23 protein-coding genes, 1 tRNA gene and 1 riboswitch are annotated in these 22,422 nt (G+C 34.3%); of the genes, 6 read left to right on the forward strand and 18 right to left on the reverse strand.

Features of this window, described 5'->3' with window-relative positions; genetic code table 11:
- Window positions 1–30 precede the first annotated feature (30 nt).
- Window positions 31–222, reverse strand: a complete 192-nt coding sequence (locus tag JOC75_RS09685) for a helix-turn-helix domain-containing protein (RefSeq protein WP_204953855.1) — start codon at window positions 220–222, stop codon at window positions 31–33.
- A gap of 270 nt (window positions 223–492) precedes the next feature.
- On the opposite strand from JOC75_RS09685, the gene JOC75_RS09690 reads away from it, so the two are divergent.
- The gene (locus JOC75_RS09690) at window positions 493–1,593 is read left to right on the forward strand and encodes a tyrosine-type recombinase/integrase (protein WP_204953856.1); all 1,101 of its coding nucleotides are present in this window, start codon (window positions 493–495) and stop codon (window positions 1,591–1,593) included.
- Window positions 1,594–1,701: 108 nt separating this feature from the next.
- Here the strand turns inward: JOC75_RS09690 and JOC75_RS09695 are convergent.
- From JOC75_RS09695 to JOC75_RS09755, 13 genes are all read right to left on the reverse strand, one after another.
- A tRNA-Val gene (locus tag JOC75_RS09695) sits at window positions 1,702–1,773 on the reverse strand.
- Window positions 1,774–1,973: 200 nt separating this feature from the next.
- Window positions 1,974–3,938, reverse strand: coding sequence for a TRAP transporter fused permease subunit (locus JOC75_RS09700; protein WP_204953857.1), 1,965 nt, complete (start codon window positions 3,936–3,938; stop codon window positions 1,974–1,976).
- Window positions 3,928–4,440, reverse strand: a complete 513-nt coding sequence (locus JOC75_RS09705; protein ID WP_204953858.1) for a DUF1850 domain-containing protein — start codon at window positions 4,438–4,440, stop codon at window positions 3,928–3,930. Before JOC75_RS09705 ends, JOC75_RS09700 begins: the two co-directional genes overlap by 11 nt.
- Before the next feature lie 52 nt (window positions 4,441–4,492).
- Complete coding sequence (locus JOC75_RS09710; RefSeq protein WP_204953859.1) at window positions 4,493–5,503, reverse strand: TAXI family TRAP transporter solute-binding subunit; 1,011 nt, start codon at window positions 5,501–5,503, stop codon at window positions 4,493–4,495.
- 356 nt (window positions 5,504–5,859) lie between these two features.
- The gene (locus JOC75_RS09715; RefSeq protein ID WP_204953860.1) at window positions 5,860–6,855 is read right to left on the reverse strand and encodes a hypothetical protein; all 996 of its coding nucleotides are present in this window, start codon (window positions 6,853–6,855) and stop codon (window positions 5,860–5,862) included.
- Between the two features lie 95 nt (window positions 6,856–6,950).
- The gene (locus JOC75_RS09720; RefSeq protein ID WP_204953861.1) at window positions 6,951–7,934 is read right to left on the reverse strand and encodes a nuclease-related domain-containing protein; all 984 of its coding nucleotides are present in this window, start codon (window positions 7,932–7,934) and stop codon (window positions 6,951–6,953) included.
- A gap of 277 nt (window positions 7,935–8,211) precedes the next feature.
- A complete protein-coding gene (gene metC / locus JOC75_RS09725; protein ID WP_204953862.1) occupies window positions 8,212–9,387 on the reverse strand; it encodes a cystathionine beta-lyase in 1,176 nt (391 codons plus the stop codon).
- Window positions 9,374–10,498 carry a methionine biosynthesis PLP-dependent protein gene (locus JOC75_RS09730; protein WP_204953863.1) on the reverse strand — a complete coding sequence of 375 codons (1,125 nt, stop codon included), beginning with the start codon at window positions 10,496–10,498 and terminating at the stop codon, window positions 9,374–9,376. The genes metC and JOC75_RS09730 overlap by 14 nt, the downstream gene beginning before the upstream one ends.
- A gap of 391 nt (window positions 10,499–10,889) precedes the next feature.
- A riboswitch (SAM riboswitch) is annotated at window positions 10,890–11,003 on the reverse strand.
- 65 nt (window positions 11,004–11,068) lie between these two features.
- The gene (locus JOC75_RS09735; protein WP_239589389.1) at window positions 11,069–11,647 is read right to left on the reverse strand and encodes an SCO family protein; all 579 of its coding nucleotides are present in this window, start codon (window positions 11,645–11,647) and stop codon (window positions 11,069–11,071) included.
- 9 nt (window positions 11,648–11,656) lie between these two features.
- The gene (locus JOC75_RS09740) at window positions 11,657–12,661 is read right to left on the reverse strand and encodes an aliphatic sulfonate ABC transporter substrate-binding protein (RefSeq protein ID WP_204953864.1); all 1,005 of its coding nucleotides are present in this window, start codon (window positions 12,659–12,661) and stop codon (window positions 11,657–11,659) included.
- 18 nt (window positions 12,662–12,679) lie between these two features.
- On the reverse strand, window positions 12,680–13,435 hold the full coding sequence (locus tag JOC75_RS09745) for an ABC transporter permease (RefSeq protein WP_204953865.1): 756 nt from the start codon (window positions 13,433–13,435) through the stop codon (window positions 12,680–12,682).
- Window positions 13,419–14,207: an ABC transporter ATP-binding protein gene (locus JOC75_RS09750; protein WP_204953866.1), complete on the reverse strand. Its 789-nt coding sequence runs from the start codon at window positions 14,205–14,207 to the stop codon at window positions 13,419–13,421. Before JOC75_RS09750 ends, JOC75_RS09745 begins: the two co-directional genes overlap by 17 nt.
- Window positions 14,208–14,414: 207 nt before the next feature.
- The gene (locus tag JOC75_RS09755; protein WP_204953867.1) at window positions 14,415–14,690 is read right to left on the reverse strand and encodes a hypothetical protein; all 276 of its coding nucleotides are present in this window, start codon (window positions 14,688–14,690) and stop codon (window positions 14,415–14,417) included.
- Window positions 14,691–15,280: 590 nt separating this feature from the next.
- On the opposite strand from JOC75_RS09755, the gene JOC75_RS09760 reads away from it, so the two are divergent.
- The 4 genes from JOC75_RS09760 to JOC75_RS09775 all read left to right on the forward strand — a co-directional run bounded on the left by JOC75_RS09760 (window position 15,281) and on the right by JOC75_RS09775 (window position 18,008).
- Window positions 15,281–16,006 (forward strand): alpha/beta hydrolase, encoded by a 726-nt coding sequence (locus JOC75_RS09760; RefSeq protein WP_204953868.1) that lies wholly within the window; start codon window positions 15,281–15,283, stop codon window positions 16,004–16,006.
- Window positions 16,007–16,105: 99 nt separating this feature from the next.
- Window positions 16,106–16,624, forward strand: coding sequence for a YjcG family protein (locus JOC75_RS09765; protein WP_204953869.1), 519 nt, complete (start codon window positions 16,106–16,108; stop codon window positions 16,622–16,624).
- The gene (locus JOC75_RS09770; protein ID WP_204953870.1) at window positions 16,625–17,050 is read left to right on the forward strand and encodes a GNAT family N-acetyltransferase; all 426 of its coding nucleotides are present in this window, start codon (window positions 16,625–16,627) and stop codon (window positions 17,048–17,050) included. It begins immediately after the preceding gene.
- A 280-nt stretch (window positions 17,051–17,330) separates the two neighbouring features.
- Complete coding sequence (locus tag JOC75_RS09775; RefSeq protein WP_204953871.1) at window positions 17,331–18,008, forward strand: DUF421 domain-containing protein; 678 nt, start codon at window positions 17,331–17,333, stop codon at window positions 18,006–18,008.
- 33 nt (window positions 18,009–18,041) lie between these two features.
- On the opposite strand, the gene JOC75_RS09780 is transcribed toward JOC75_RS09775, so the two are convergent.
- Both JOC75_RS09780 and JOC75_RS09785 read right to left on the reverse strand, forming a co-directional pair.
- Window positions 18,042–18,941 carry an MBL fold metallo-hydrolase gene (locus JOC75_RS09780; RefSeq protein ID WP_204953872.1) on the reverse strand — a complete coding sequence of 300 codons (900 nt, stop codon included), beginning with the start codon at window positions 18,939–18,941 and terminating at the stop codon, window positions 18,042–18,044.
- A gap of 35 nt (window positions 18,942–18,976) precedes the next feature.
- Entirely contained in the window at window positions 18,977–19,222 is a 246-nt protein-coding gene (locus tag JOC75_RS09785; protein WP_204953873.1) for a hypothetical protein, read from the reverse strand.
- A 185-nt stretch (window positions 19,223–19,407) separates the two neighbouring features.
- On the opposite strand from JOC75_RS09785, the gene JOC75_RS09790 reads away from it, so the two are divergent.
- Window positions 19,408–21,681, forward strand: coding sequence for an ATP-dependent helicase (locus JOC75_RS09790; RefSeq protein WP_239589390.1), 2,274 nt, complete (start codon window positions 19,408–19,410; stop codon window positions 21,679–21,681).
- Window positions 21,682–21,769: 88 nt separating this feature from the next.
- Here the strand turns inward: JOC75_RS09790 and spoVIF are convergent, their stop codons facing one another.
- The gene (gene spoVIF / locus JOC75_RS09795; protein ID WP_146948914.1) at window positions 21,770–22,024 is read right to left on the reverse strand and encodes a sporulation-specific transcription regulator SpoVIF; all 255 of its coding nucleotides are present in this window, start codon (window positions 22,022–22,024) and stop codon (window positions 21,770–21,772) included.
- Between the two features lie 199 nt (window positions 22,025–22,223).
- Window positions 22,224–22,343, reverse strand: a complete 120-nt coding sequence (locus JOC75_RS09800) for a YjcZ family sporulation protein (RefSeq protein ID WP_204953874.1) — start codon at window positions 22,341–22,343, stop codon at window positions 22,224–22,226.
- Window positions 22,344–22,422 lie beyond the last annotated feature (79 nt).

Consider the following 22,422-nt stretch of genomic DNA (forward strand, 5'->3'; position numbering starts at 1 on the left):
AGTTAAGTTCTTCAAAATATTAACTCCATTTTATTTTATTTCGTTACTATTAAGCCAATTTACAAAAGGTTCTTTTGGTATAAGAATAGTTCTACCAATTTTCTTTATCGGAAATAGGTTTGAGTTAGCTAATTCATAAGCCTTATTTCGTCCAACCCCCAATATTTCACACGTGTCTGTAACTTTAAGAACGTCTGGATATTCATTTAATGATTTATTCATATGTTTACCATCCTCACTTACTGTTTCGGTTTAGTCGTAGTTTTATCCAATAAAATGTACCTTTATTCAAAAATAATAAAATTATTATTATTGTCGCTTGTCACGAGAAATATACATTCAAACAAATACTTTTTTTATAAAAAAGTATAAATAGACTTATGCTTGTAGATAACTTATTCATAAAAAATAAATCATTTCCCTGTGTTATAATGTCTCTATTCGACAATCAGTTAAATCATAGGGAGGGAATTTAAAAGGAGATTATTTTAAATGCCAGTTTATAAAGATAAAAACAATAAGTATTATTATGTAACTGATATCTATATTAATGGAAAACGTAAGCAGAAAAAGAAAAGAGGTTTTAATACACAGAAAGAAGCAAAACAAGCATTAACTGAAGTGCAAGACAAGATTAATAAAGGAACTTACGTAGAACCCTCTAACATGTTCTTAAAGGATTTTTTAGAAGAGTGGTTTAGAAGTAAAAGGAACGAGATTGGAATACAAACGCAGGGAATCTATCAAATCTACCTAAATAACTATATCATTCCAAACATTGGAGATTTAAAACTCTCATCATTAGAAACTATTAAATTGCAAACTTTTATAAATGATTTATCGGAAAATGGCTATTCAGCAGGAACAATAAAGAAGGTTTATAATATTCTAAGTAATTCTCTTAGTCACGCTCATGATTTAGAGCTAATACCTAAAAACTATGCACAAAAAGTGAAAATACCTAGAGTAAACAATAAAAAAGAAATAACAATATGGAATAGTAAACAAATAAGCACTTTCCTAAATATAGCAAAGAGTGAAAATATGTTCTTGATATTTCATCTCGCTCTAACTACAGGTATGAGACAAGGCGAAATATTGGGTCTTAGATGGAAAGATGTTAACTTTGAAAAAGGGTTTCTTAAAGTGTCTCAAACACTTAGTCATGATGGTAAAACCTTTATCGAGGGTGCGAAGAGTAAAACAAGTATTAGAACAATACCTTTATCACGTAACACTCTTGAATTATTAAAACAACATAAGTCATTCTTAGAAAATATAAAAAATGAATATAACGGTGTTTTTAATCCAAATAATTTAGTCAATTTTTCACAAGTCGGTACAGCTATTAATCCTGCAAATGTTAGAAGAACATTTAATAGAATAATTAAAAATGCTAATCTTCCCAAAATTCGATTCCATGATTTAAGACATACTCATGCTACGTTATTACTTTCTGAAGGTATTAACCCAAAGGTTATTTCAGAAAGACTTGGTCATTCGAATATTAAAATAACTCTTGATATATATTCTCATGTTCTACCGACAATGCAGGAGGAAGCAGTCAATATCATAGATAAAATTATAAAATAGTTGTTTTGGTTAAAGTTGTTACCATATCTGTTACCATTTAATTAATTTTGTGTTAAATAGTAGTCTGAAAATAATAAAAAGCCCTTAATATTAAGGACTTTTCCCTGATGATCCGAGAGGGATTCGAACCCCCGACCCCTACCCTGTCAAGGTAGTGTTCTCCCACTGAACTATCGGATCGCTATATAAACTTGTAAACTCTTAAAGATACATATTCTATTATATTCAGAAGAAGAATTGAAGTCAATAAATCTTGCTGAAGTATCCTTTGAAACACTATCCATTCCCCACCTCACTTTTCGACTTATTTCCCGGAAAATAACTTGAATCATGTCAAATAAGGCTGTATTAGCCCTTATCTGACATGATCCTCGATAGAATTAAGCCTTAAGCGACATTCCTTTATCTCTTCTATTAAAGAATACTTGGCTGGCAAATACTCCTAAGAAGATGATTAATCCAACTGTGTCTGATATTCCTTCTGGATAGATTAGTAGTAACCCACCGATTAGGGAAATAGCTCGTTCAAGTATGTTTAATTTTCTCATCCAGAAACCGATAATACTTGCACCGATTGCAATCATTCCTGATAGTGCAGTAGCAATGACCCATAATAATTCAGTCCATGTTGTATCAATCATTAATAGCTGTGGTGAAAGAACAAAGATATATGGAATAATAAAAGCTGCAATGGCCAGCTTTGCCGAATTGATTCCGGTTCGCAATGGTTCTCCACCAGCGACACCTGCTGCTGCGAATGCTGCAAGGGCTACAGGTGGTGTAATATCTGCGATGATGCCAAAATAGAAAACAAATAAATGTGCTGATAAGTCTGGAACACCTAATAAAATTATAGCAGGTGCAGCAATGGTTGATGTGATCACATAGTTTGCTGTTGTCGGTGAGCCCATCCCTAGTACGATTGCTGCGACCATTGTTAGCATCAGTGTTGGAATTAAATAACCACCAGCTAAATCAATTAACCCATTTGCCAATTTTAATCCTAACCCTGTTTTTGTAACAATACCAACGATAATACCTGCTGCAGCGGTTGCTGCTGCCACACCTAGAGCTGATCGCGCTCCATCAACTAAAGCAAGAACAAATTTCTTTGGTCCCATTCTTGTGTCTTTGTTAATAAAACCGACAATGATCGCTAGTAAAATTGCATATAAAGCAGCATGTGTTACGATCACGCCTGACATAAGTAAAACGATTACGGCTAGAATAGGTGATAGTAAATAGAGCTTTTTGAGTACTTCTTTTTTGTTAGGCATTTCTTCTTTTGTTAATCCCCTTAAACCAATTCGCTTCGCTTCAAAATGTGTCATAATCCATATCCCTGTGAAATAGAGTAATGCTGGTATTGCTGCTGCTTTAGCAATATCCCAATAGGTGATGCCGTTACCGATGAATTCTACCATTAAAAATGCTGCTGCCCCCATGATGGGTGGCATTAACTGTCCACCAGTAGATGCTGCTGCTTCTACTGCTCCTGCAAATTCCCGTTTATAGCCTAGTTTTTTCATCATTGGAATAGTGAATGATCCTGAAGTCACAACATTAGCAACAGAGCTGCCACTAATAGTCCCTTGTAGGGCACTTGAAAAAATTGCTACTTTTGCAGGTCCACCTGTGCTTCGTCCAGCTATAGAAACCGCTAAATCATTAAAATATTGACCAACACCTGTTTTAACTAAGAAGGCACCAAATAATAGAAATAAGAAAATAAATGTGGACGAGACGGCGAGCGGTGTTCCAAGTATTCCTTCAGTTGTAAAAAACATTGTTTGTACTAATCTTTCTAAAGATAAGCCACGGTGTGAAAGAAATCCTGGCATATAAGGTCCAAAATAACCGTATAAAAGAAACACAATAGCGATAATCGTAATTGGTAAGCCTACAGCACGTCTTGTTGCTTCTAATACAAGTAAAATAGCAATGAGACCAACAATGAAGTCCAAAGTTGTTAATCGACCAACACTCATCACTAGTTTTTCAAAAAAGATCGGCCAATATAACCCAACACCAACACTTAGTAAAGCAAGTAAGCCGTCATACCAAGTAACTTGGAGTTTATGGGTTTTCTTACTTTTACGATTTGCCGGGAATAAAAGAAAAATTAATGTGAGGGCAAACCCTAAGTGAATTGTTCGTTGAATTTGTGCAGTAAAGATGCCAAAAATCGCTGTATAAAGCTGAAACAATGAAAAAGCTAATAAGCCGATAAAAACAATTTTGCCAACAATACCAGTAAGTTTACGAGTACCTGCTTCTGGATCATATTTTTCAAGAAGTCTCTGCTGTTCTTCTGCTGATAATGTATTAGATTGATTACTTTCCACTTATTTTCACTCCTTTCAGTTGCTGCCAAATCGACAGCTTTTGAATCGACAATCTTACCCACTCACCAGGTTTTATAAAATCTGTTAATCTATATGAATTTGTATCTTGAAGTATCCTATGATTTGCCCTCACTTGTCCTACTCGCAGATCAAAGAAAGGAAATACTCTCTTCATATTTGATATAAAATAAGTACCATCCTTTACTTTGAAGACTTCATCTCCTTTAGCATTTGCAGGCATACCTACTGCAAAATCTTCGTAGGAGAGCTCATTCAGAATGATGTTATTTTCTTTCACGCTGTATGTTTCAATCACATCTGATAGATGAATAGAATGTGTGTATTGAATCTTAAATGTTTTAGATTTTGTTATAGGAAGATAAGCTAACATTTCATCATTATCTTGATAGCTAATTGAAAGAACTTGTTGATAGGGAATAAACAGAATGGAGAATAAAAGCAGGATTCCGCCTACTCCAAGGAGATATGTGTGTTTTTTCATAGCCAATCACCTAACAATACAAACATAGGGGTCAGACCCCTATGTTTGCTTTTTATTGTAGACCTTTTTCTTCATAGTATTTCGCTGCACCAGGATGAATTTCTAAGTCTCCAATTCCCTCTAATGCTGATTCAGGTGTGATTAGTTCACCTTTAGCGTGTGTAATTTTATCTGTGTTTTCGAACATTGCCTTTGTCATTTCATACACTAAGTCTTCACTTTGATCATCTGTAACAACTAGCATTGCTTTTACAGCAACTGTATTCACATCTGCTTCAATACCATAAGTTCCAGATACAATTGTATCTTTTGCATAATAAGGATATTTTTCAATTAACGCTGAAACCATATCCTCTTCAAGTGAAACAATTACAAGGTCTTCTTGAGCTGATAATGCCTCAACAGCTCCTGTTGGTGTACCAGCAGTAATAAATGCCGCATCTATTGTACCTGCTTGGATACCATCTGTTGATTCGTCAAATGATAAATTTTGAGGTTTAATGTCTTTATCTGTTAATCCATGAACCTCAAGAACCTGCATAGCATTAATGTAAGCACCTGAACCAGGGGCACCAACTGAAACAGCTTTACCTTTTAAATCTTCAACACTTTCAATTCCGCTATCTTTAGTTGTTACCAACTGAATTGTTTCAGGATATAACGAACCAATTGCTTGAATATTATCTATTGGATTTCCATCAAACATCTCTTTTCCATCAATTGCATATGCCGCAATATCTGTTTGTGTAAACGCAAGCTCTGCCTCACCTGCACGAAGTGTTTCCATGTTTTCTGCAGATGCACCAGAAGTTTGAGGAGTAATATTCGCATTTGTATTATCTGTCATAACCTTTCCAATTTGCCCACCAAGTGGATAATATGTACCTCCAGTTCCACCTGTTAATAAACTTAGGTCTTGAGTTTCCTCGGTGTTTTCTGTTTCATTTGTTCCTTCATTTTCCTCACTTGTACTTCCTGTATCAGATCCACCACCACAAGCTGCAATCACCATAACAAATGCAAGCATCATGATAAACAACATACTATTACGCATTTTTTTCATCTCTATTCCCCCTTGTAAAATTGTGTAAAAGCTATAGCTTACTTTTTTATATATGATAGAAACATACTGTACATGCATATAAATATCATTAAAACGCTTACTCACAGAAAAAAGGCCTATCCAAAATTTTTCTGAATAGGCCTTTTAAATATTGACTATGTTAAAGCTTAATGCTTTGCTTTTGCACTCGGTTGATTGAAGTGAAAGGCCATGAGACCCCTGCGGTAGAGCGTGTCAAAGGTAGACCTCACAGACGCGCAGCTTAAGAGGAGGCTTCCAGACCCGCCCGCGGAAAGCGAATGCCTGTAACGGAAATCAACAACAAAGTTTAACAGGGCCTAAATATCAAGAACTAATTAAGCAAAACGATAGTAAATAAGCAATATCGTACTTAACACAAAGATAAAATTCAAGGAAACAAAGATCATTTGATCAAGTCTTGTTTTATGAATTCTAATAGGTGGCTTGTAGAATGAAACACCTTCAATGATAAAAATAAGTAAAACAAAATGTATCATCGCATGTCCTACAACCTCTGTGTATCCGAAAATCGTCGTTGTCAAAATAAATAATACTGTCACAACAACGGATAACACACGATTCAGAATTCCTACTACTAATAAGTAACCAACAACAAATTCAATAAATGCCGATAATAAGACAAAAATATCAGCTGGAAAACCAAATGTCGGAACATGATGATGCTGAATTATTTCTGTTGTCATCACTGGATAAACCCATTTCTCAACAGCAACCCAACATAAACTTAAACCTGTTCCTAGATATAAAAATGGAAAACCAATTGTTTCAAACTTTGTACGCCCTACTAGCAATACCCCTATAACCGCTAAATAAAAGCCATAATCCAGCATATGAAACCAGCCTGCTTGCCCCCACACATTGACGAATAATCCTAACATAAAGAGTGCAGCAATTTTAGTGGAATAATGATGTGGTATTAATAGGAAGATAATGATGAGCCACATCACAATCGTTTGCCACAAATCAGTTATTTCAAATTCTGGAGCAAACATCGTTCCATAAGATACCTGAAGAATAAACGATAAAGCTGTTCCATATTTTAAAAGATGTCTTGAATATTTTCGAAAACCATCCAATGTGATATCCAGTTTAGCCGCTAACGGAATATCCATCAACTTTCCCATCACCTGAGACAGCACAGCTAATATTACCGCACAAAGTAAGGTAATCGTAATGAACAACGGAGATAGTATTTTTTCAATACTAACCTTCTCAGGATCAACAGTAGCAAACCACTTTACATGTGCATGAGTAATAGCTGGAAGAATAAGACCTGTAAAAATGAGTAAAAACAAAATACCCTTTTTCAATTTAAAAACCCCTTGAATACGATTTACATGTAGTGTGTTAGTTTCTTGGTGAAATTATGTATTGTACAAGCTTAGTATATAATTGTAGGTATTGTCTAATAATTTTGAATTCTCGAGTCGAAATCTAAGTGATACACTCGACCTTTGTTTTTACCTGTGAAATTTACCTTTAGAGTAGTGAGAATTTTGTTGGCCATATAAATGGAGGGGATTTTGAGGAACATTCTTATTTGAGCATTTGTAATATCATTACTTATTAACAAGGAATAGTCTTCTATGGCTGCAAGATGAGCATTTTTTGAGATGAAGTGACAGTAATTACAAATCCATTGACCTCTTATAATATCCATTGGTAATTTTGTACATTGGGAGCAAATCACTCCCTTTTGTAGCTCATCACCTGAAATATTATAAAACGTAAGAAAGTCAGTATTTCCCGGTGTATGTTTTTCGCTTATAAGTTTACTTAACTTGTTTAATTGATTTTCTGTGAGAAGGTTTTTCTCCTGAGATTCTTCGAAATATTTTATCTTAAAAGGAAGTTTTGCACTGTGAATCACCTTTTGATGAATTTTTTCATTATTAGGAAAAGTATCAAGTATCGTACGTGGAGAGCTTATAACAATAAAGTCTTTTATTTGGAGGTTTTTGAATTTGTGAAGTTTTAACCATTTGTTTAGCTGATTACATTGCCGTTCCACCTGTATTAACGGATCAGGAAAAGCTTCTTTAGTATTATTTTGTGTTCTTATTAATTGATTAAACTGATTATCAAAAAATAGTGTGCCGGTAATATTTTTCACTTCTACTAGATAGATGAACTTCCTTGATAAAATCAATGTATCGATTTGAAAATAGTGCTTACCATCAAATAGCCTTACATCATGGATGATATGGAATGTTTTTTCGTCCAGAAAACTCAAATGATAATCCAAACTTTGCTCTCCTTTATATCCTGACACTCTTTTCGCTATATTTTCACTTATAATCTCATATTTCGGATGACTTTGTGCGAGACGACCTTGAATGGCTTTCAATTTTTTAATAGCGATGGGGAATTTGCGGGGTTTTATAATCATATCATCATTCCTTTTCTTGTTTTATCACAATTTCGTCATCCCCCTTTCATATTCCTCTTATTCTAAAAATGAGTTATTTGCTGAAATCTGCATTTTATTTGCTGTTTTGCATGAGATATTTGCTTTTTCCAGGAACATATTTGCTGTTTTGCTGATTTTATTTGCCAAAAATTGAATTATATTAGTTTTTCGACACAAATCGACACCTCCCCTCACACTCCCCGCTAGCCCAATCTACTATCACTACCCCATAATAAAAAAAGCTGACTCCTAAGAGTCAGCTTTTTACAGTCACAGCAGGTAATTTCGCAAATGCCGCTTCAAAATCCGCAATTAAGTCTTCAGCTTTTTCCAAGCCTACACTTAATCTTAACAGGCCATCAGAAATGCCACGTTTTTCTCGTTCCTCTGCAGGCATTGCTGCATGAGACATTTTTGCCGGATAAGAAAGTATCGATTCCACAGCACCTAAACTTACTGCAAACACTGGTAATTTCACGTGTTCCACTAACAGCTTAACAGCTTCGAAATCAGCTACTTTAAAGGATAAAACAGCTCCAGGGCCTTTGGCTTGATATCGATGTGTGTCATGACCTGGATGATAGCTTAATCCTGGATAATAAACAGCTTCTACTTTAGGATGATCAGCTAAGTAGGCAGCAATTTTTTCAGCAGATTCTTGTGATTGCTTTAATCGTACGTGAAGAGTTTTCAATCCTCTTAGTACTAACCATGAATCCTGAGCACCAAGTACAGCACCAAAGGCGTTTTGTAGTTTGTATAAACGATTACCTAATTCTTCGTCTTTTACAACAGCAAGACCTGCTAACACATCACTATGTCCTGCTAAAAACTTCGTTGCACTGTGAAGAACAACATCAACACCTAATTCAAGTGGTTGCTGAAGCTCTGGAGTTAAAAATGTATTATCTAAAAATGTAAGACAATTATTAGCTTTGGCCAAATTAACAATCCCTTTAATATCAGTTACCTTTAATAAAGGATTAGATGGTGTTTCCATATAAATTACTTTTGTATTAGGACGAATTTCTGAAGCAACTTGATGCAAATCTGTCATATCTACAAAAGTATGCTCTATACCGAATCTTGTTAAAACATCTGTGATAATACGGAAAGTTCCTCCATACACATCTTCTGTCACAAGCACATGATCACCTTGAGAAAGTAGTAAGAAGGAAGTTGAAATTGCTGCCATTCCTGATGAAAAAGCCAAGCCTCTTGCTCCACCTTCTAGCTCAGCGATTGCCTGCTCTAATGCCTCACGCGTTGGATTTCCAGAGCGTGCGTAATCATATTTACCAAATTCCTCAACATCAAATTGATGAAATGTTGAGGAATGATGGAGAGGAACACTTACCGCACCTGTTCCTTTGTCAACCTTTGATTCATTATGCAACAGCTTTGTTTGAAAAGACCAATCATGATTGCTCAACTGCTTCAGCCCCCTTCATTTGTTTAAATGCTTGTGCTAAATCTGACGTAATATCTTCTGAATGTTCAATTCCTACTGAAAAGCGTAAAAGCTTATTACAGACACCATTTGCGATTCTAATTTCTTCTGGGATATCCATATGAGTTTGTGTGGCAGGATATGTGATAAAGCTTTCAATACCACCAAGACTTTCAGCAAATGTAACCATTTTTAGATTTTTTAAGAAAGGATTGATCCAAGCTTCGTCCTTTAACCTGAAGGAAAGCATTCCACCTTTTCCTGGGTATAACACATCTTGAACATCTTCATGATTACCTAAAAATTCCGCAACCTGCCTAGCATTTTGTTCATGCTGCTTCATACGTAGAGATAATGTTTTCATCCCTCTCATTAACAGCCATGAATCAAATGGAGCCAAAACTGCTCCGATTGCATTTTGATGCATGAAAAACTCTTCACTAAGCTTCTCACCTTTTGTCACAACAAGACCTGCTAAAACATCATTATGTCCGCCCAAGTATTTCGTTGCACTATGGATGACAATGTCAGCTCCATCTAAAATTGATGTTTGTATCACTGGAGTATAAAACGTATTATCAACAATCACTAAGATGTTATGTTTTTTTGCGACTGCAGCAAGTGCTTTTATGTCTGCTTCTTGCATTAATGGATTTGTTGGTGTTTCAATAAATAATGCTTTCGTATTTTCGTTTATTAGCTTTTCTGTTTCAGCCGGTTTTGTAAAATCATCATATTGGAAATTTAGCCCGTACTTTCTCCATTCTCTTTCAAAAAGACGGTAAGTTCCACCATATAAATCCGAGGACACAATCAATTCATCTCCACCTTGGAATAATGCCATGATTGTTTGAATGGCAGCCATTCCAGAGCTAAAAGCAAAACCTCTATCTCCATGCTCTAAATCTGCGATTGCATTTTCAACTAGTAATCTAGTTGGATTACCTGTTCGGATATAATCAAAGCCAGTTGACTCACCGATACCTGCATGGCGATAAGCCGTAGAAAAATAGACAGGCGGATTAACCGTCCCCGTTACATTTTCACTTCTGTTTCCAATTTGCGCTAATTTCGTTTCAATACGTTGATTCATTATCTTCACCATCCTAATTAGAAAAGTATGTAAGTGAGAGGAAGGATTATGTTGGTTAAACACAAAATAAAAAGTCTCCCTCGTTAAGAAGAAGACTGTGATTATAAGTGTGCTCCTTCTTATCTCTCAAGCATAAAAATGCTGATGTTGGCTTGCTGGATTTAGCACCTTGGCACTCGTGGAAGTTTTTGTTTGGTGTTGGAGATTTGTTGATACTATGTTTTGTTTCGGAATCATTTAAATTAGTATTGTGTTAGTTTTTTCAGCAAGCAAGCTATCGCTTGCTAACGGCTTGCTTTGCAAGCCTTCGACTGATAATGAAAAATGCTTCGAACAAACAAAATCGATTTGTTCGCTTCATGTTTCATTATCAGTCGTGCTGTAAAAAACTTACTAATTTTAACTTTTCCGAACTTAGCAATATCAACGGTACCAAATCTTCACTCGTTTTGAACCGGTTGCTGAGGCTTCATAGGGCCAGTCCCTCTGCCTCTCTTGATAAGAAAATATATGAAATTGTTAAAGTACTATTTCACTACTTTACCTTATTGTAGTAAAGATTGCAATGAATTATTTCAATAGTTTGATATCTTTGATTATTTTTTCATATGGTACCTCTGATACAGCATCATATTGTTCAAGTATTTTATTACCTTTCATAAGGTAGATAGATGTACTGTGAACAAATTGATTCGATCCTTCCAATTTTGCTGCAGGAGCAATATAGCTTTTATTTGTGAAGGATTCGATTTCAGGTTGACTATATCCCGTTAAAAAGCTCCAATTACGATAATCTGCACCAAATTGATCTCCAAAAGCTTTTAACACTTCTGGGGAATCATGATCTGGATCAATTGTGAAACTAACAAGTTTTGCATCGAGTTTTTCGTCTTGCAATTGCTTTTGCAATGTGGCAATATGTGCGGTCATTGGTGAACAAACTGTATCACAATTGGTAAAAATAAACGTAGAGAGCCAAACCTGATCTTTATAATCTTCTATAAGTTCAACAGCTTCACCATCCTGATTTACTGCTTTGAGTGGCTCAACTGTTCCATTTAATGAAAAATGCTCTTCTAGATTGATAGACTGTGAACAGCCTATCAATGCTAGAACAGCAATGATCATGATAAGTGATTTTTTTATCATTCTTAAAACCTATTTCGTTAAGAATTGAGTGTCGATAAGATCACTGAATTCTGGTTTTTCTTTAAGGAATTTTAATTCAAAAGATGAATTTGCAAATTCTTGAACAACATCAGCATTCACTTCTGTTGTATAGCTTACACGTTCCCATGCACTTTCAACAATTTTTGGATCTAAATCTTGATCTGTAATATCTTTGATTGAGTTGATTGCAATTTCACGAGCTTCTTCTGGATTTTCATTTATAAATGAAACTGATTTTTCATGAGCTTTCACTATATCTGCAATTAATTCTTTATTTTCATCAATTAATTTACCACTTGTAACTAAAACTGTATTAGGAAGAGTTGTTCCATAAGAAATTTCATCTGTATCGACAATGATCTTTGCACCATCGTTTACAAGCTGTGATGCCCAAGGCTCTGGAACAGCTGCAAGATCAACTTTCCCTGATTCAAACATAGCACCATACTGAGCTGGATTACCTGTTACATGCTTTAACGTCCCACCGATACGTGCTGAAGTAATACCTAATTCTTGAAGAAATGTTTCCATTTGAACATCATGTGTGCAGCCTACTCCAGGCGTAATAAATGTTCTTCCCGTTAAATCATTAACAGACTGAATACCACTTTTTTCAGATGCTACGACAACTGTTCCACCTGAAGATGCTCCAGCAATAATTTTCACATCTGCACCATTTGCAAAATTATTCATTACCGGTCCTGGACCTACAAGACCAGCATGGATATCACCTGTTTTTAATGCTGTCATAAAAGCAGCACCGTCTGGAAATGTTTTATAAGTTACTTTTACGTTTTCTCCTAATACTTCTTCAAAATATCCTTTTTCCTTTGCAATCATTGCAGGAACGTGATCAATATTTGGGAAGTAGCCGATAACTATCTCTTCTTTACCACCAGTTCCATTAGATCCTGCTGATTCCTTTGTACCACATGCTGCTAAAATTCCTACAAATAGTATTGATATTAAGCTTAATAATAAACCTTTTTTCATCTGTAAAACCCTCCGTTGTTAGGTATCTAAACCCCATTTTTTCATTACATTTCTCTCAATTCGTTGGAAAAATAATAAATCCACAATAACTCCAATAACCATAATCATCATCATAATGGCGATAACTAAGCTCATATCTCCAAAGTCTGAGGCAAATTTCAGCTTATATCCAAGTCCTGGTCCGGTACTTAATAGTTCACCAGCCATTAAAGCTCTCCAAGCAAATGCCCAAGCAAGTCTTGTTCCAGTTACTATATAAGGAATTGATGCTGGAAACATTACCTTCCAAAATAAACGTAATCCTTTATAATCCATTGTTTGGGCTGCTTTTATAAAAAGAGGTGGTACATTTTTCATACCTGTTCTTACATTAATCGTCATAACTAATGTAGCACCTAAAACAACAATGAACGTAACCGCTGCCTCATTTAAACCAAACCACATAATCGCAAGTGGCAACCACACAATACTCGGAACAGATTGCAACGCAATGATTAATGATCCTATTGTTTCATCAGCAGTTTTTGATTTTGCTAAAAAGACACCTAAAATAAGTCCTAAAACTAATGCAATTAATAAACCAATTACCAATCGTTTAAAGCTGGCAACTAAATCATAAACAAGTGTTAAATCAAGAAATCCAGTATATAGTGATGAAAAAACATCTGTTGGAGCAGGCAGTAAAGATACTGAAACATCAAGTACTGTTACAGCAACCTGCCAAACAGCTAGCAGAATTCCATAAAAAAGTATTCGTTTAACGACGGGTTGCATACTGTTTCTCCTTTTCTATTACTTTATCGATCTCTGTTTTTAATAAAGCTTTAATTCTTTCTTCATATACTAAAAGTTCTTCACGAGCTTTTTCACGTGGTCTTGGAAAATTCAATTCGATAATATCGACAATTCTTCCAGGCTGAGTTCCCATCACAACAATTCGATCAGATAACTTCAAAGCTTCATGAATACTATGTGTAACAAACAAAATTGTTTTTTTCGTTTCTAAAAAGACATCCTCTAACACTTCATGTAATCTTGAACGTGTTTGTTCATCTAAAGCACCAAATGGTTCGTCCATTAATAATAATGCAGGGTCCATAGCGAGTGCTCTGGCAATTGATACACGCTGCTGCATTCCTCCTGATAATTCATGTGGAGAATGCTTTGTATAAGGACTTAATTGCACAAGAGATAAATATTTACTCGCTCTTTCTTGTGCTTCTTTTTTTGAAAGCTCTTTGCGTAGTGGAAACATGACATTTTCTTCAACACTTAACCAAGGAAACAAAGCTGCTTGTTGAAAAACCATTCCCCGTTCTTTTCCTGGACCTTTTAGTGTTTTGCCTTGTAGTACAAGCTCTCCCGATGTTTGTGGTGTTAAACCTGCAACAATGGAAAGTAATGTAGATTTCCCACAACCTGATGGTCCTAAGATGGACACAAACTCTCCTTCTTTTACCTGTAAATCTATATTGGTTAAAACCGTTTCTTCTTTGTTATCACGGTTTTTAAATTGTTTCGTTACATTGTTAATAGATAAAAACATTGCTCTCACCCGCTTCAGTATAATTCATATCTTTTTTATCGGATTAATATGATTATTATATAAAGTATTAGAAAAAAGTCAATGCTTTTGTTTATTGTTTGAATATTCATTAAGGATTTATTTGATCATAAAAACAACGCTCAGAGAATCTCTGAGCGTCTTTAATGAGAAATTTATATATTGCTTATTATCAGTTAAAATTCATGATTATTTTTCTTTTTCGTCATAATAATTTACTGCAAATGCTGCACCCTCTGAAACCATTTTATTATCTTCAATATCATGGGGGTGTGGATGTCCTGCTTTTTCTAATACCTCTTGGTCTCTGTCTCGGAACATATTTTGAACTTTGTTTCTTACTGCTTTCAATGTGTCTACTAGTTTATCTTTTCTTGATTGATCTTTAAGTACGTATGAAGTAACACCTATCGTTGATAAAGCAACTCCGGATGCAACCACTTTCTTTTTAGTAGTTTGTTTCATTTGTGATTCTCCTCTCACTTTTTAATAGGTTTACTAGACTATTCCCTTTTTCTACTCTATTAAAACGTTTAAGATAATGATTGATTTTTCTGTCTATTAATATAGACAGTTCCTCTTTGTAGGTAGTATCGAGTCCGTTTCATTTCGCTCCAGAAACTTGCTTTCCGCGGGGAGGAAGTCGAGCCTCCTCGGCTACGCCTGTGGGGTCTCGACCTTTCCTCTGCACCCGCAGGAGTCAAGTTTCTTGCGCTCCATTCCACTAAGGTGGAATCAATTAGCATACCTTTTTAAAATTCAAATGTCGAAACCCGTAAACCAAATTTTGTATCAATAATTTTTAAGAAAAGGATATAAATTCAAAAAGTCTTTTTACAGGCTCTTTTCTGAAGGATTGATGATAATTGACTTAAATATCTGTTGTAAACATTTTTTTATCGCATAAAAGGTACTATTATAGCAGTAAAGATGTCCTTTTAATGAAATAACCGCGTATGGTTTTACTGTCAGTTGATAATCGGATAAAATAGAAAGGGATTTCATTTTAGTTATGATATCCACTGCATTGGCGCTTACTTCTAAGGAGGTTTATCATGAGCAAACAAACAGGTATTGTAAAAGAGCATACTTTTTATTCGAATTCATTACAGGAAGAGTTAACATTGCTTGTTTATCTTCCAGAGAATTATTCTCCTCTATATAAATACAGTTTGCTTATCGCACAGGATGGGCAGGATTATTTCCGCCTTGGACGTGTTGGCAGGCAGGTTGAGGCATTAATGAAGAATGAAGAAATTGAAGATGTGATTGTCGTTGGTATACCTTATAATGATGTAAATGATCGTCGTGACAAATACCATCCGGATGGAGCAAAGTTTTCTAAGTACGTTAGATTTTTAGCACATGAACTTGTTCCTTATCTTGATAAAGAATTTCCTACATATCAAATCGGCTATGGTCGTGCTCTCATAGGTGATTCACTTGGAGCAACAGTTTCTCTTCTTACCGGTTTAGCTTATCCAAATACATTTGGAAAACTGATTTTACAATCTCCATATGTTAATGAAGATGTTTTACAAGCTGTGAAAAACTTCTCTTCAGCATCTCGACCGAGCATTTATCATCAAATAGGTAAACAAGAAACTAATGTTAAAACAACTGATGGCGAAGTTTTAGATTTTATTTCACCAAATAGAACATTAAATGATGTACTTTCAACAAAGGGTTTTTCATATATTTATGAGGAATTTGATGGTGATCATACTTGGAAGTATTGGCAGCCTGCTCTAACTCCAATTTTAAAAGAAATGTTTGAATAGACAATTCCCTAAAATTTTATTGATTCATCTGCTTTAAATATGTTTATTTTATAAAATTTGATATACTAACATTATATGAAATGTCTAGGAGGGAATGGCATGAAATACGGAATTGCCCTTTTTCCATCGAAGAAATTACAAGATTTAGTCAACTCTTATCGTAAAAGATATGATCCGCATTATGCATTAGTTTCACCACATGTTACATTAAAGTCAACATTTGATGCAGAAGAAGGAGATCTAGAACAAATTACAAAAGAGCTCCGTCAAACAGCTAAAACATCAAAACCGTTACATCTTGAAATTAAAAAAGTAAGCTCTTTTTCACCTGTTAATAATGTTATTTACTTAAAAGTTGAGCCTACAAATGAAATGCAAGAGCTACATGAACGCCTTCATACTGGTGCATTAAGCAGTGAACCAGAATATGCGTTTGTCCCACATATTACAATAGGACAAAATCTATCAGATGATGAGCATTCTGACGTACTTGGTAGTATTAAGATGCTAGATATTCATCATGAGGAAGTAATTGACCGCTTCCACCTTCTCTATCAACTAGATAACGGTTCTTGGACCGTTCATGAGACATTTTTACTTGGAAAGGAAAGCGAATAATTGGAAATAAAACAAGTTACAACAAACGAACAACTAGAAGATGCATACTTTGTAAGAAAAACAGTTTTTGTAGATGAACAACAAGTTCCTCTAGAAGAAGAAATTGATCAACATGAGGATGAAGCAACACATGTTGTTTTATATGATGATCATCAACCTTCTGGAGCAGGACGCGTTAGAATTGTCGATGGTTACGGTAAAATTGAAAGAATTTGTGTAATGAAATCAGCACGTAAAAAAGGTGTTGGTAAAGTCATCGTCACTAAATTAGAAGAGCTTGCAACAAAGCAAGGTGTTAAAAAGCTTAAGTTAAATGCTCAAACACATGCTATCCTATTTTACAACAAACTGGGTTATGAAGTTGTTTCAGAAGAATTTATGGATGCTGGCATCCCTCATGTTACGATGGTTAAACATTGTAATTAAACAAAAAAGCTAACCTTGCGTTAGCTTTTTTTTGTTGGCAATAAACCATTTGCTGATTTCAGTAAAGACAATGTTTTTACGTAACTTCGGCGCAAGAGTCCGTAATCTCCTCTTACACACCTCTCTAAAAAGATCCTCAAATATTCACTCTAACCAATAAAATGCTAATGATATTTAGCATCAAAATAGTTAATGACTACATACCCAGCTAAAATATCAGTATAAAAAACCGGACATTGGAAAATCATAAATGCATGGTAAACAATACGGAGGGTTTTAGATGGAATATGGTCAAATCACAATCGAATTGATTATCGGTTTTTGTGCACTTTTTGTCATAACAAGAGTATTAGGAAAAACTCAAATTACACAAATCACAACATTTGATTTTATTTCTGCTCTAGTGCTAGGTGAACTTGTTGGAAATGCAATATTTGATGATGAAACTGGCATAGCCAGAATCTTATATGCTGTTTTTATTTGGGGACTGCTCATTTTCACATTAGAAATAATCACACAAAAATGGAGCAAAACGAGAGGGTTTTTAGAAGGAAAGCCGACAATAATTATTCAAAAGGGAAAAATACTTAGAGAAAGCTTGAAGAAAAGTAAATTGGATATTAATCAGCTCCAGCATTTAATAAGATCAAAAAGTGTCTTCTCTATTCGAGAGCTTGAATATGCAGTACTTGAAACAGATGGAACTGTTAGCGTATTAAAGAAAGCAAAGTATGAAACACCTACAAAAGATGACTTAAATATCAATCAAAAAGAAGTATATATCCCTATTACTCTTATTACAGATGGAAATGTATTAAATGAAAATTTAACAGATGCTGGTTTTAATTTTGATTGGTTAGAAAAACAGCTGCAACAGCAAAAAATTAAAGATACAAAGGATGTTTTCTATGCTGAATGGCTTGAGGGAGAAGGGTTATTTATTCAAACCTTTCAATGAGTAGCCAATTAGGAGGGTTTGAAACCCTCACTTTTATTTTGATTTAATCCGCAATTTATTATTACTAATAAACAATTCAACTTTTTCTTCTGAAACAAGGTATGTGACATATGAAGTAATAGCTGTTCTAAATAACATCCACATTGAAATATTCTTCAATTCTACTAACCACTTTTCACATACTAAACTTATTACGTTTTCGTGTGAAATACCTTCTTCTTTTTGTTCATCAATTATAGATTGAATAGAATCTAGGATTTCAAGATGATATGTAATATTTGCTTCTACTGTTTCTTGAAATGCTGTTTCATACTGACCATGTCCTGGTAAAGCCCCAACACACTCTATCGTTTTTATAAGATTCAATGAGTTTAATGTAGCTTTAGCATCGATAATAAAAGGAATTTTATGCTTATGTAGCTGTTCTTCACTAAAGTAGGCATCTGCTGCATATAAAACTTCATCTATTATTACACCAAACTGATTTATACTGTGACCAGGTAATGCAATACATTGAAATTTTTTATCACCGAACGCATGATACCCTTCTGCAACCTCTTCATCAACAACAATTGGTTCTCCCTCTAAAAACTTATTTCTCATTTCTGGTAATGGCATGTTTCCTTGAAACAAATATAAAGGTTCCAATAGTGGATTTCTTAGTATTGCTGCTTCAATGGCTGGTGCAAATGTATAAATATTCTCTGTATTTTGCAAATAAGCTGCTCCACCATAATGATCAGCATGTGCATGTGTGATAAATAAATACGTAACTGGTAACTCATTCTCTTTCAATATTTTTAGTACCTTTTTCATTGTTGCTTTATCAATTCCAGCATCAATTAATAGACCATTTTCTCCACTATTAACATAACCAATGTTTACTGCACCTTGAAAATAATAACAACAATTATTTATTGAATTTATGATCATTTTACAACCTCATTTAGTAGGAAATTACTTCTGAATTATACATATTCGTTAAAAAGATTTCCTTTTCCTGTATAAGGTGCAATGTTTTGTGAGGTTTTCATTTTCTCATGTAAAATTTCTTTAAAATTAGACTTACTTTCTCTTGTCTCTTCTTCTTCATGATCTGTCGTTTTCTGTACAGCAGTTGTTGGTAATATATGAGAATAATGATTTTGTACAGAAACAGTTCGATTCACGTATTGAGTATACGTATCATTCTGGATCGGTAAGATATAACCCATAAAAATCACCTCTTAATTTTATATACCCCTTTTTTTGGAGAGTTAACCATCATAATTTTATCTTTTCGATCATCATTGATTCTGTTAAGATAGAATTTGTCGCTTAATCAATGTGATAAGAATATCGTTACTTTCTTATCTATACATATACGTTAATTATTTCTATTTTATGGGAGGTGAAGCTTTTGAATTCTGCATTTTTTAATGGTCAAATTATTTCTTTGCTACATTTACCTCGTGAAGATTATCAAAGAGTATATGAAGCAAGTTTAAAAGATGATATAGCATGCGCAGTGTGCAAGCAACCAATAAAAATGTATTTAGGGATCAACAAATCACCTCATTTCTATCATTCTAATATGGATCTCAATAAAAAGTGTCAAGAACAACTCATTGAAAAACCTTCTAAAGCTAAAGAAATGACTGAAACAGAAATCAGTAATGATTACTACAATGAAAATGGCTTCCGAATTCCTAAAGCGAGAAGCATTGGCACTGTTGAAAAGACAAAGGAACCAACGTGGCAGAAACCTGTAATGATAAAAGGTCGAGCACCAGTTTCTTTAAAAATAAAAACACCATCACAGCTTCTTGGGATTCCACTTGATCACGAACAAAAAGAAGCTGTTACAACGATAGATGGACCTTTGCTTGTTTTAGCTGGAGCAGGTAGTGGGAAAACACGTGTACTTACAACTAGAGCATTATATATGATGCAGGAAAAAGAAATTGATCCTAAATCAATTATGCTTGTTACTTTTACAGCAAAAGCTGCGCGAGAAATGAAGGATCGTTTAACACAAAACAGCAAAAACTCAAACACTGAACTCAATCAGCTAGTGATTGGTACTTTTCATAGTATTTTTTATAAAATGCTTATTCACCACAATAGTGATAAATGGAATGGGAAAAATTTATTAAAATGGGACTGGCAAAAGGAAAATTATTTAAAACAAGCATGTCGAGAATTAAGCATTGATGAAAAGGATTTTCCTTTTGATCAAGCTATTCAACAAATAGGGTATTGGAAAAATACTATGAAAACCCCTGATGAGATAAAGCCTGCTGATGATTGGGAAGAGACCGCTTTAACGTTATTTAAGGAATATGAGGAGCAAAAGCGGAAACACAGGCAATTTGATTTTGATGATATGCTTGTTCAATGCTATGACATGTTAAAAGAAAATAACACATTATTAGAAGCCTATCAGAAGAGATTTCACTATTTTTTAATCGATGAATTTCAAGATATTAATCCTGTACAATACAATTTAATGAAGCTGTTGTCACGTCATACAAACAATCTTTGTGGAGTCGGAGATGATGATCAAACGATTTATAGCTTCAGAGGAAGTGAGCCCTCTTTTATTCTTAATTTCAAAGAAGAATTTCCTGATGCTAAAATTATCTCACTTTCTTCAAACTATCGATCTGATCACCATATTGTGTCTACAGCTAATGAAGTGATCTCAAAAAACAAAAAAAGATTAAGTAAAAAAATGATTGCTCAGTATCAGTCAGATACATCACCTATTTGTTTTTTTCCTTATGATGAAGAAGAAGAAGCAACTTTAATCATAAATGATATGAAAGAAAAAATTGAACTTGGTGCAAATCCTGATGAATTTGCTGTGCTTTATCGAACACATACAGGTGGACGAGCAGTATTCGAGAGAATTGTTACATCAAGTCTTCCTTTTACAATTGAAAAAGGTCAGAACTCTTTTTATGAACGCAAAATGGTTCGTGGTGTTCTTGCTTATTTACGCTTAAGTGTAAATCCAGATGATACAGATGCCATCACAGAATTTATTAGAGCCCTCTTTTTAAAGCAAAGCACGTTAAATGATGTGAAAGCTTTATCGATCTTACATGATTGCTCTCTTCTTGATGCTTTATTACATGTAAATGGTATTCCTGCATTTCAAATATCTAAAATTAAAAAAATCATTCCTCGAATGAGCTCTTTAAAAACTGAAAAACCTGCTATCGCAATAGCTATTATCGAAAAAGAATTAGGTTTTAATGACTATTTAAAGAAACAAGGTAATGAAGGGAACTCAATGGATAAGGGTTCAGATGATTTAAATGATTTAAAAGTTGTAGCTAAGAAGTTTCTTAGCGTCGAGGAATTCCTCCAACACATAGATCATATGATTTCCACACAACGTGCTTTAAAGGGTGGTTCGTATGAAACAGGAGTCCAATTGATGACGGTTCACCGAGCAAAGGGTCTTGAATACAAATATGTCTATATCGTTGGGGCAGTTGATGGTTCACTTCCACATGATTTTTCATTAGAATCTGCAAGAAAAGGAAACTATGAATTTTTGGAAGAAGAAAGACGTTTACTTTATGTTGCCATGACTAGAGCAAAAGAACATTTATATATTTCTTGTCCTTTAAATAGACGAGGCAGAAAAGCAACAGCTTCTCGTTTTCTAAGGCCATTACTTTAGATCAATATCAAAATGGTGTTAACTCAACTGAGTTAACACCATTTTTCCTACTTTATAGATATGAAACTATGAAAATAAGTTTGATATCTTATTTTTTATTCATCATTTTTGAAATTGTATTAAAATCTAATTTTTCTTTACCATTTACAATTGAATTAACAATTTTGTCTTCCATTTCTTTTGAAACTGGTTTGTTAGCAATTTGAGATACTCGTTGAATAACTCCACGTACTGTTTTTTCATCTTGAAAGTTTGCACCTTGTAAAGAGTTAGCTAAAGATAAAACATCATTCATATTAACACCAGTTTTGCCTTCAAGGTTTTTAAAGAATTTGCTATCCATTTTCCCGCCTCCTTAATTCATGATATATACTATGAACTCCTATAAAAAATGTGATTATAAATTTTTTAAGTTGAAGAGATACTTCATGTAAATCCATCTCCATCAAGGATAATCAACAATAATTCCCCAATATTTTCATAACAGAATGTATAAAAAACGAAAATACGGACAAATTAGGTCCGCATTTTCATTTTGAAATTTAGCTATAGTAAGAAGCACCAACGATGATCAAAAGAATGAACAATACAACGATTAATACGAAGCTGTTACCATAATAACCGCCACCTGCGTATCCTGCTCCTGCGTAACCGTAACCCATGTGCTAAGCACCTCCTATGCATATCATCACTATACATTATGATAAAAAAGGTTTTATGGTTTGGACAGATTACCTATCG

The sequence above is a fragment of the Metabacillus crassostreae genome (genome assembly GCF_016908395.1).
GTDB lineage: Bacteria > Bacillota > Bacilli > Bacillales > Bacillaceae > Metabacillus > Metabacillus crassostreae.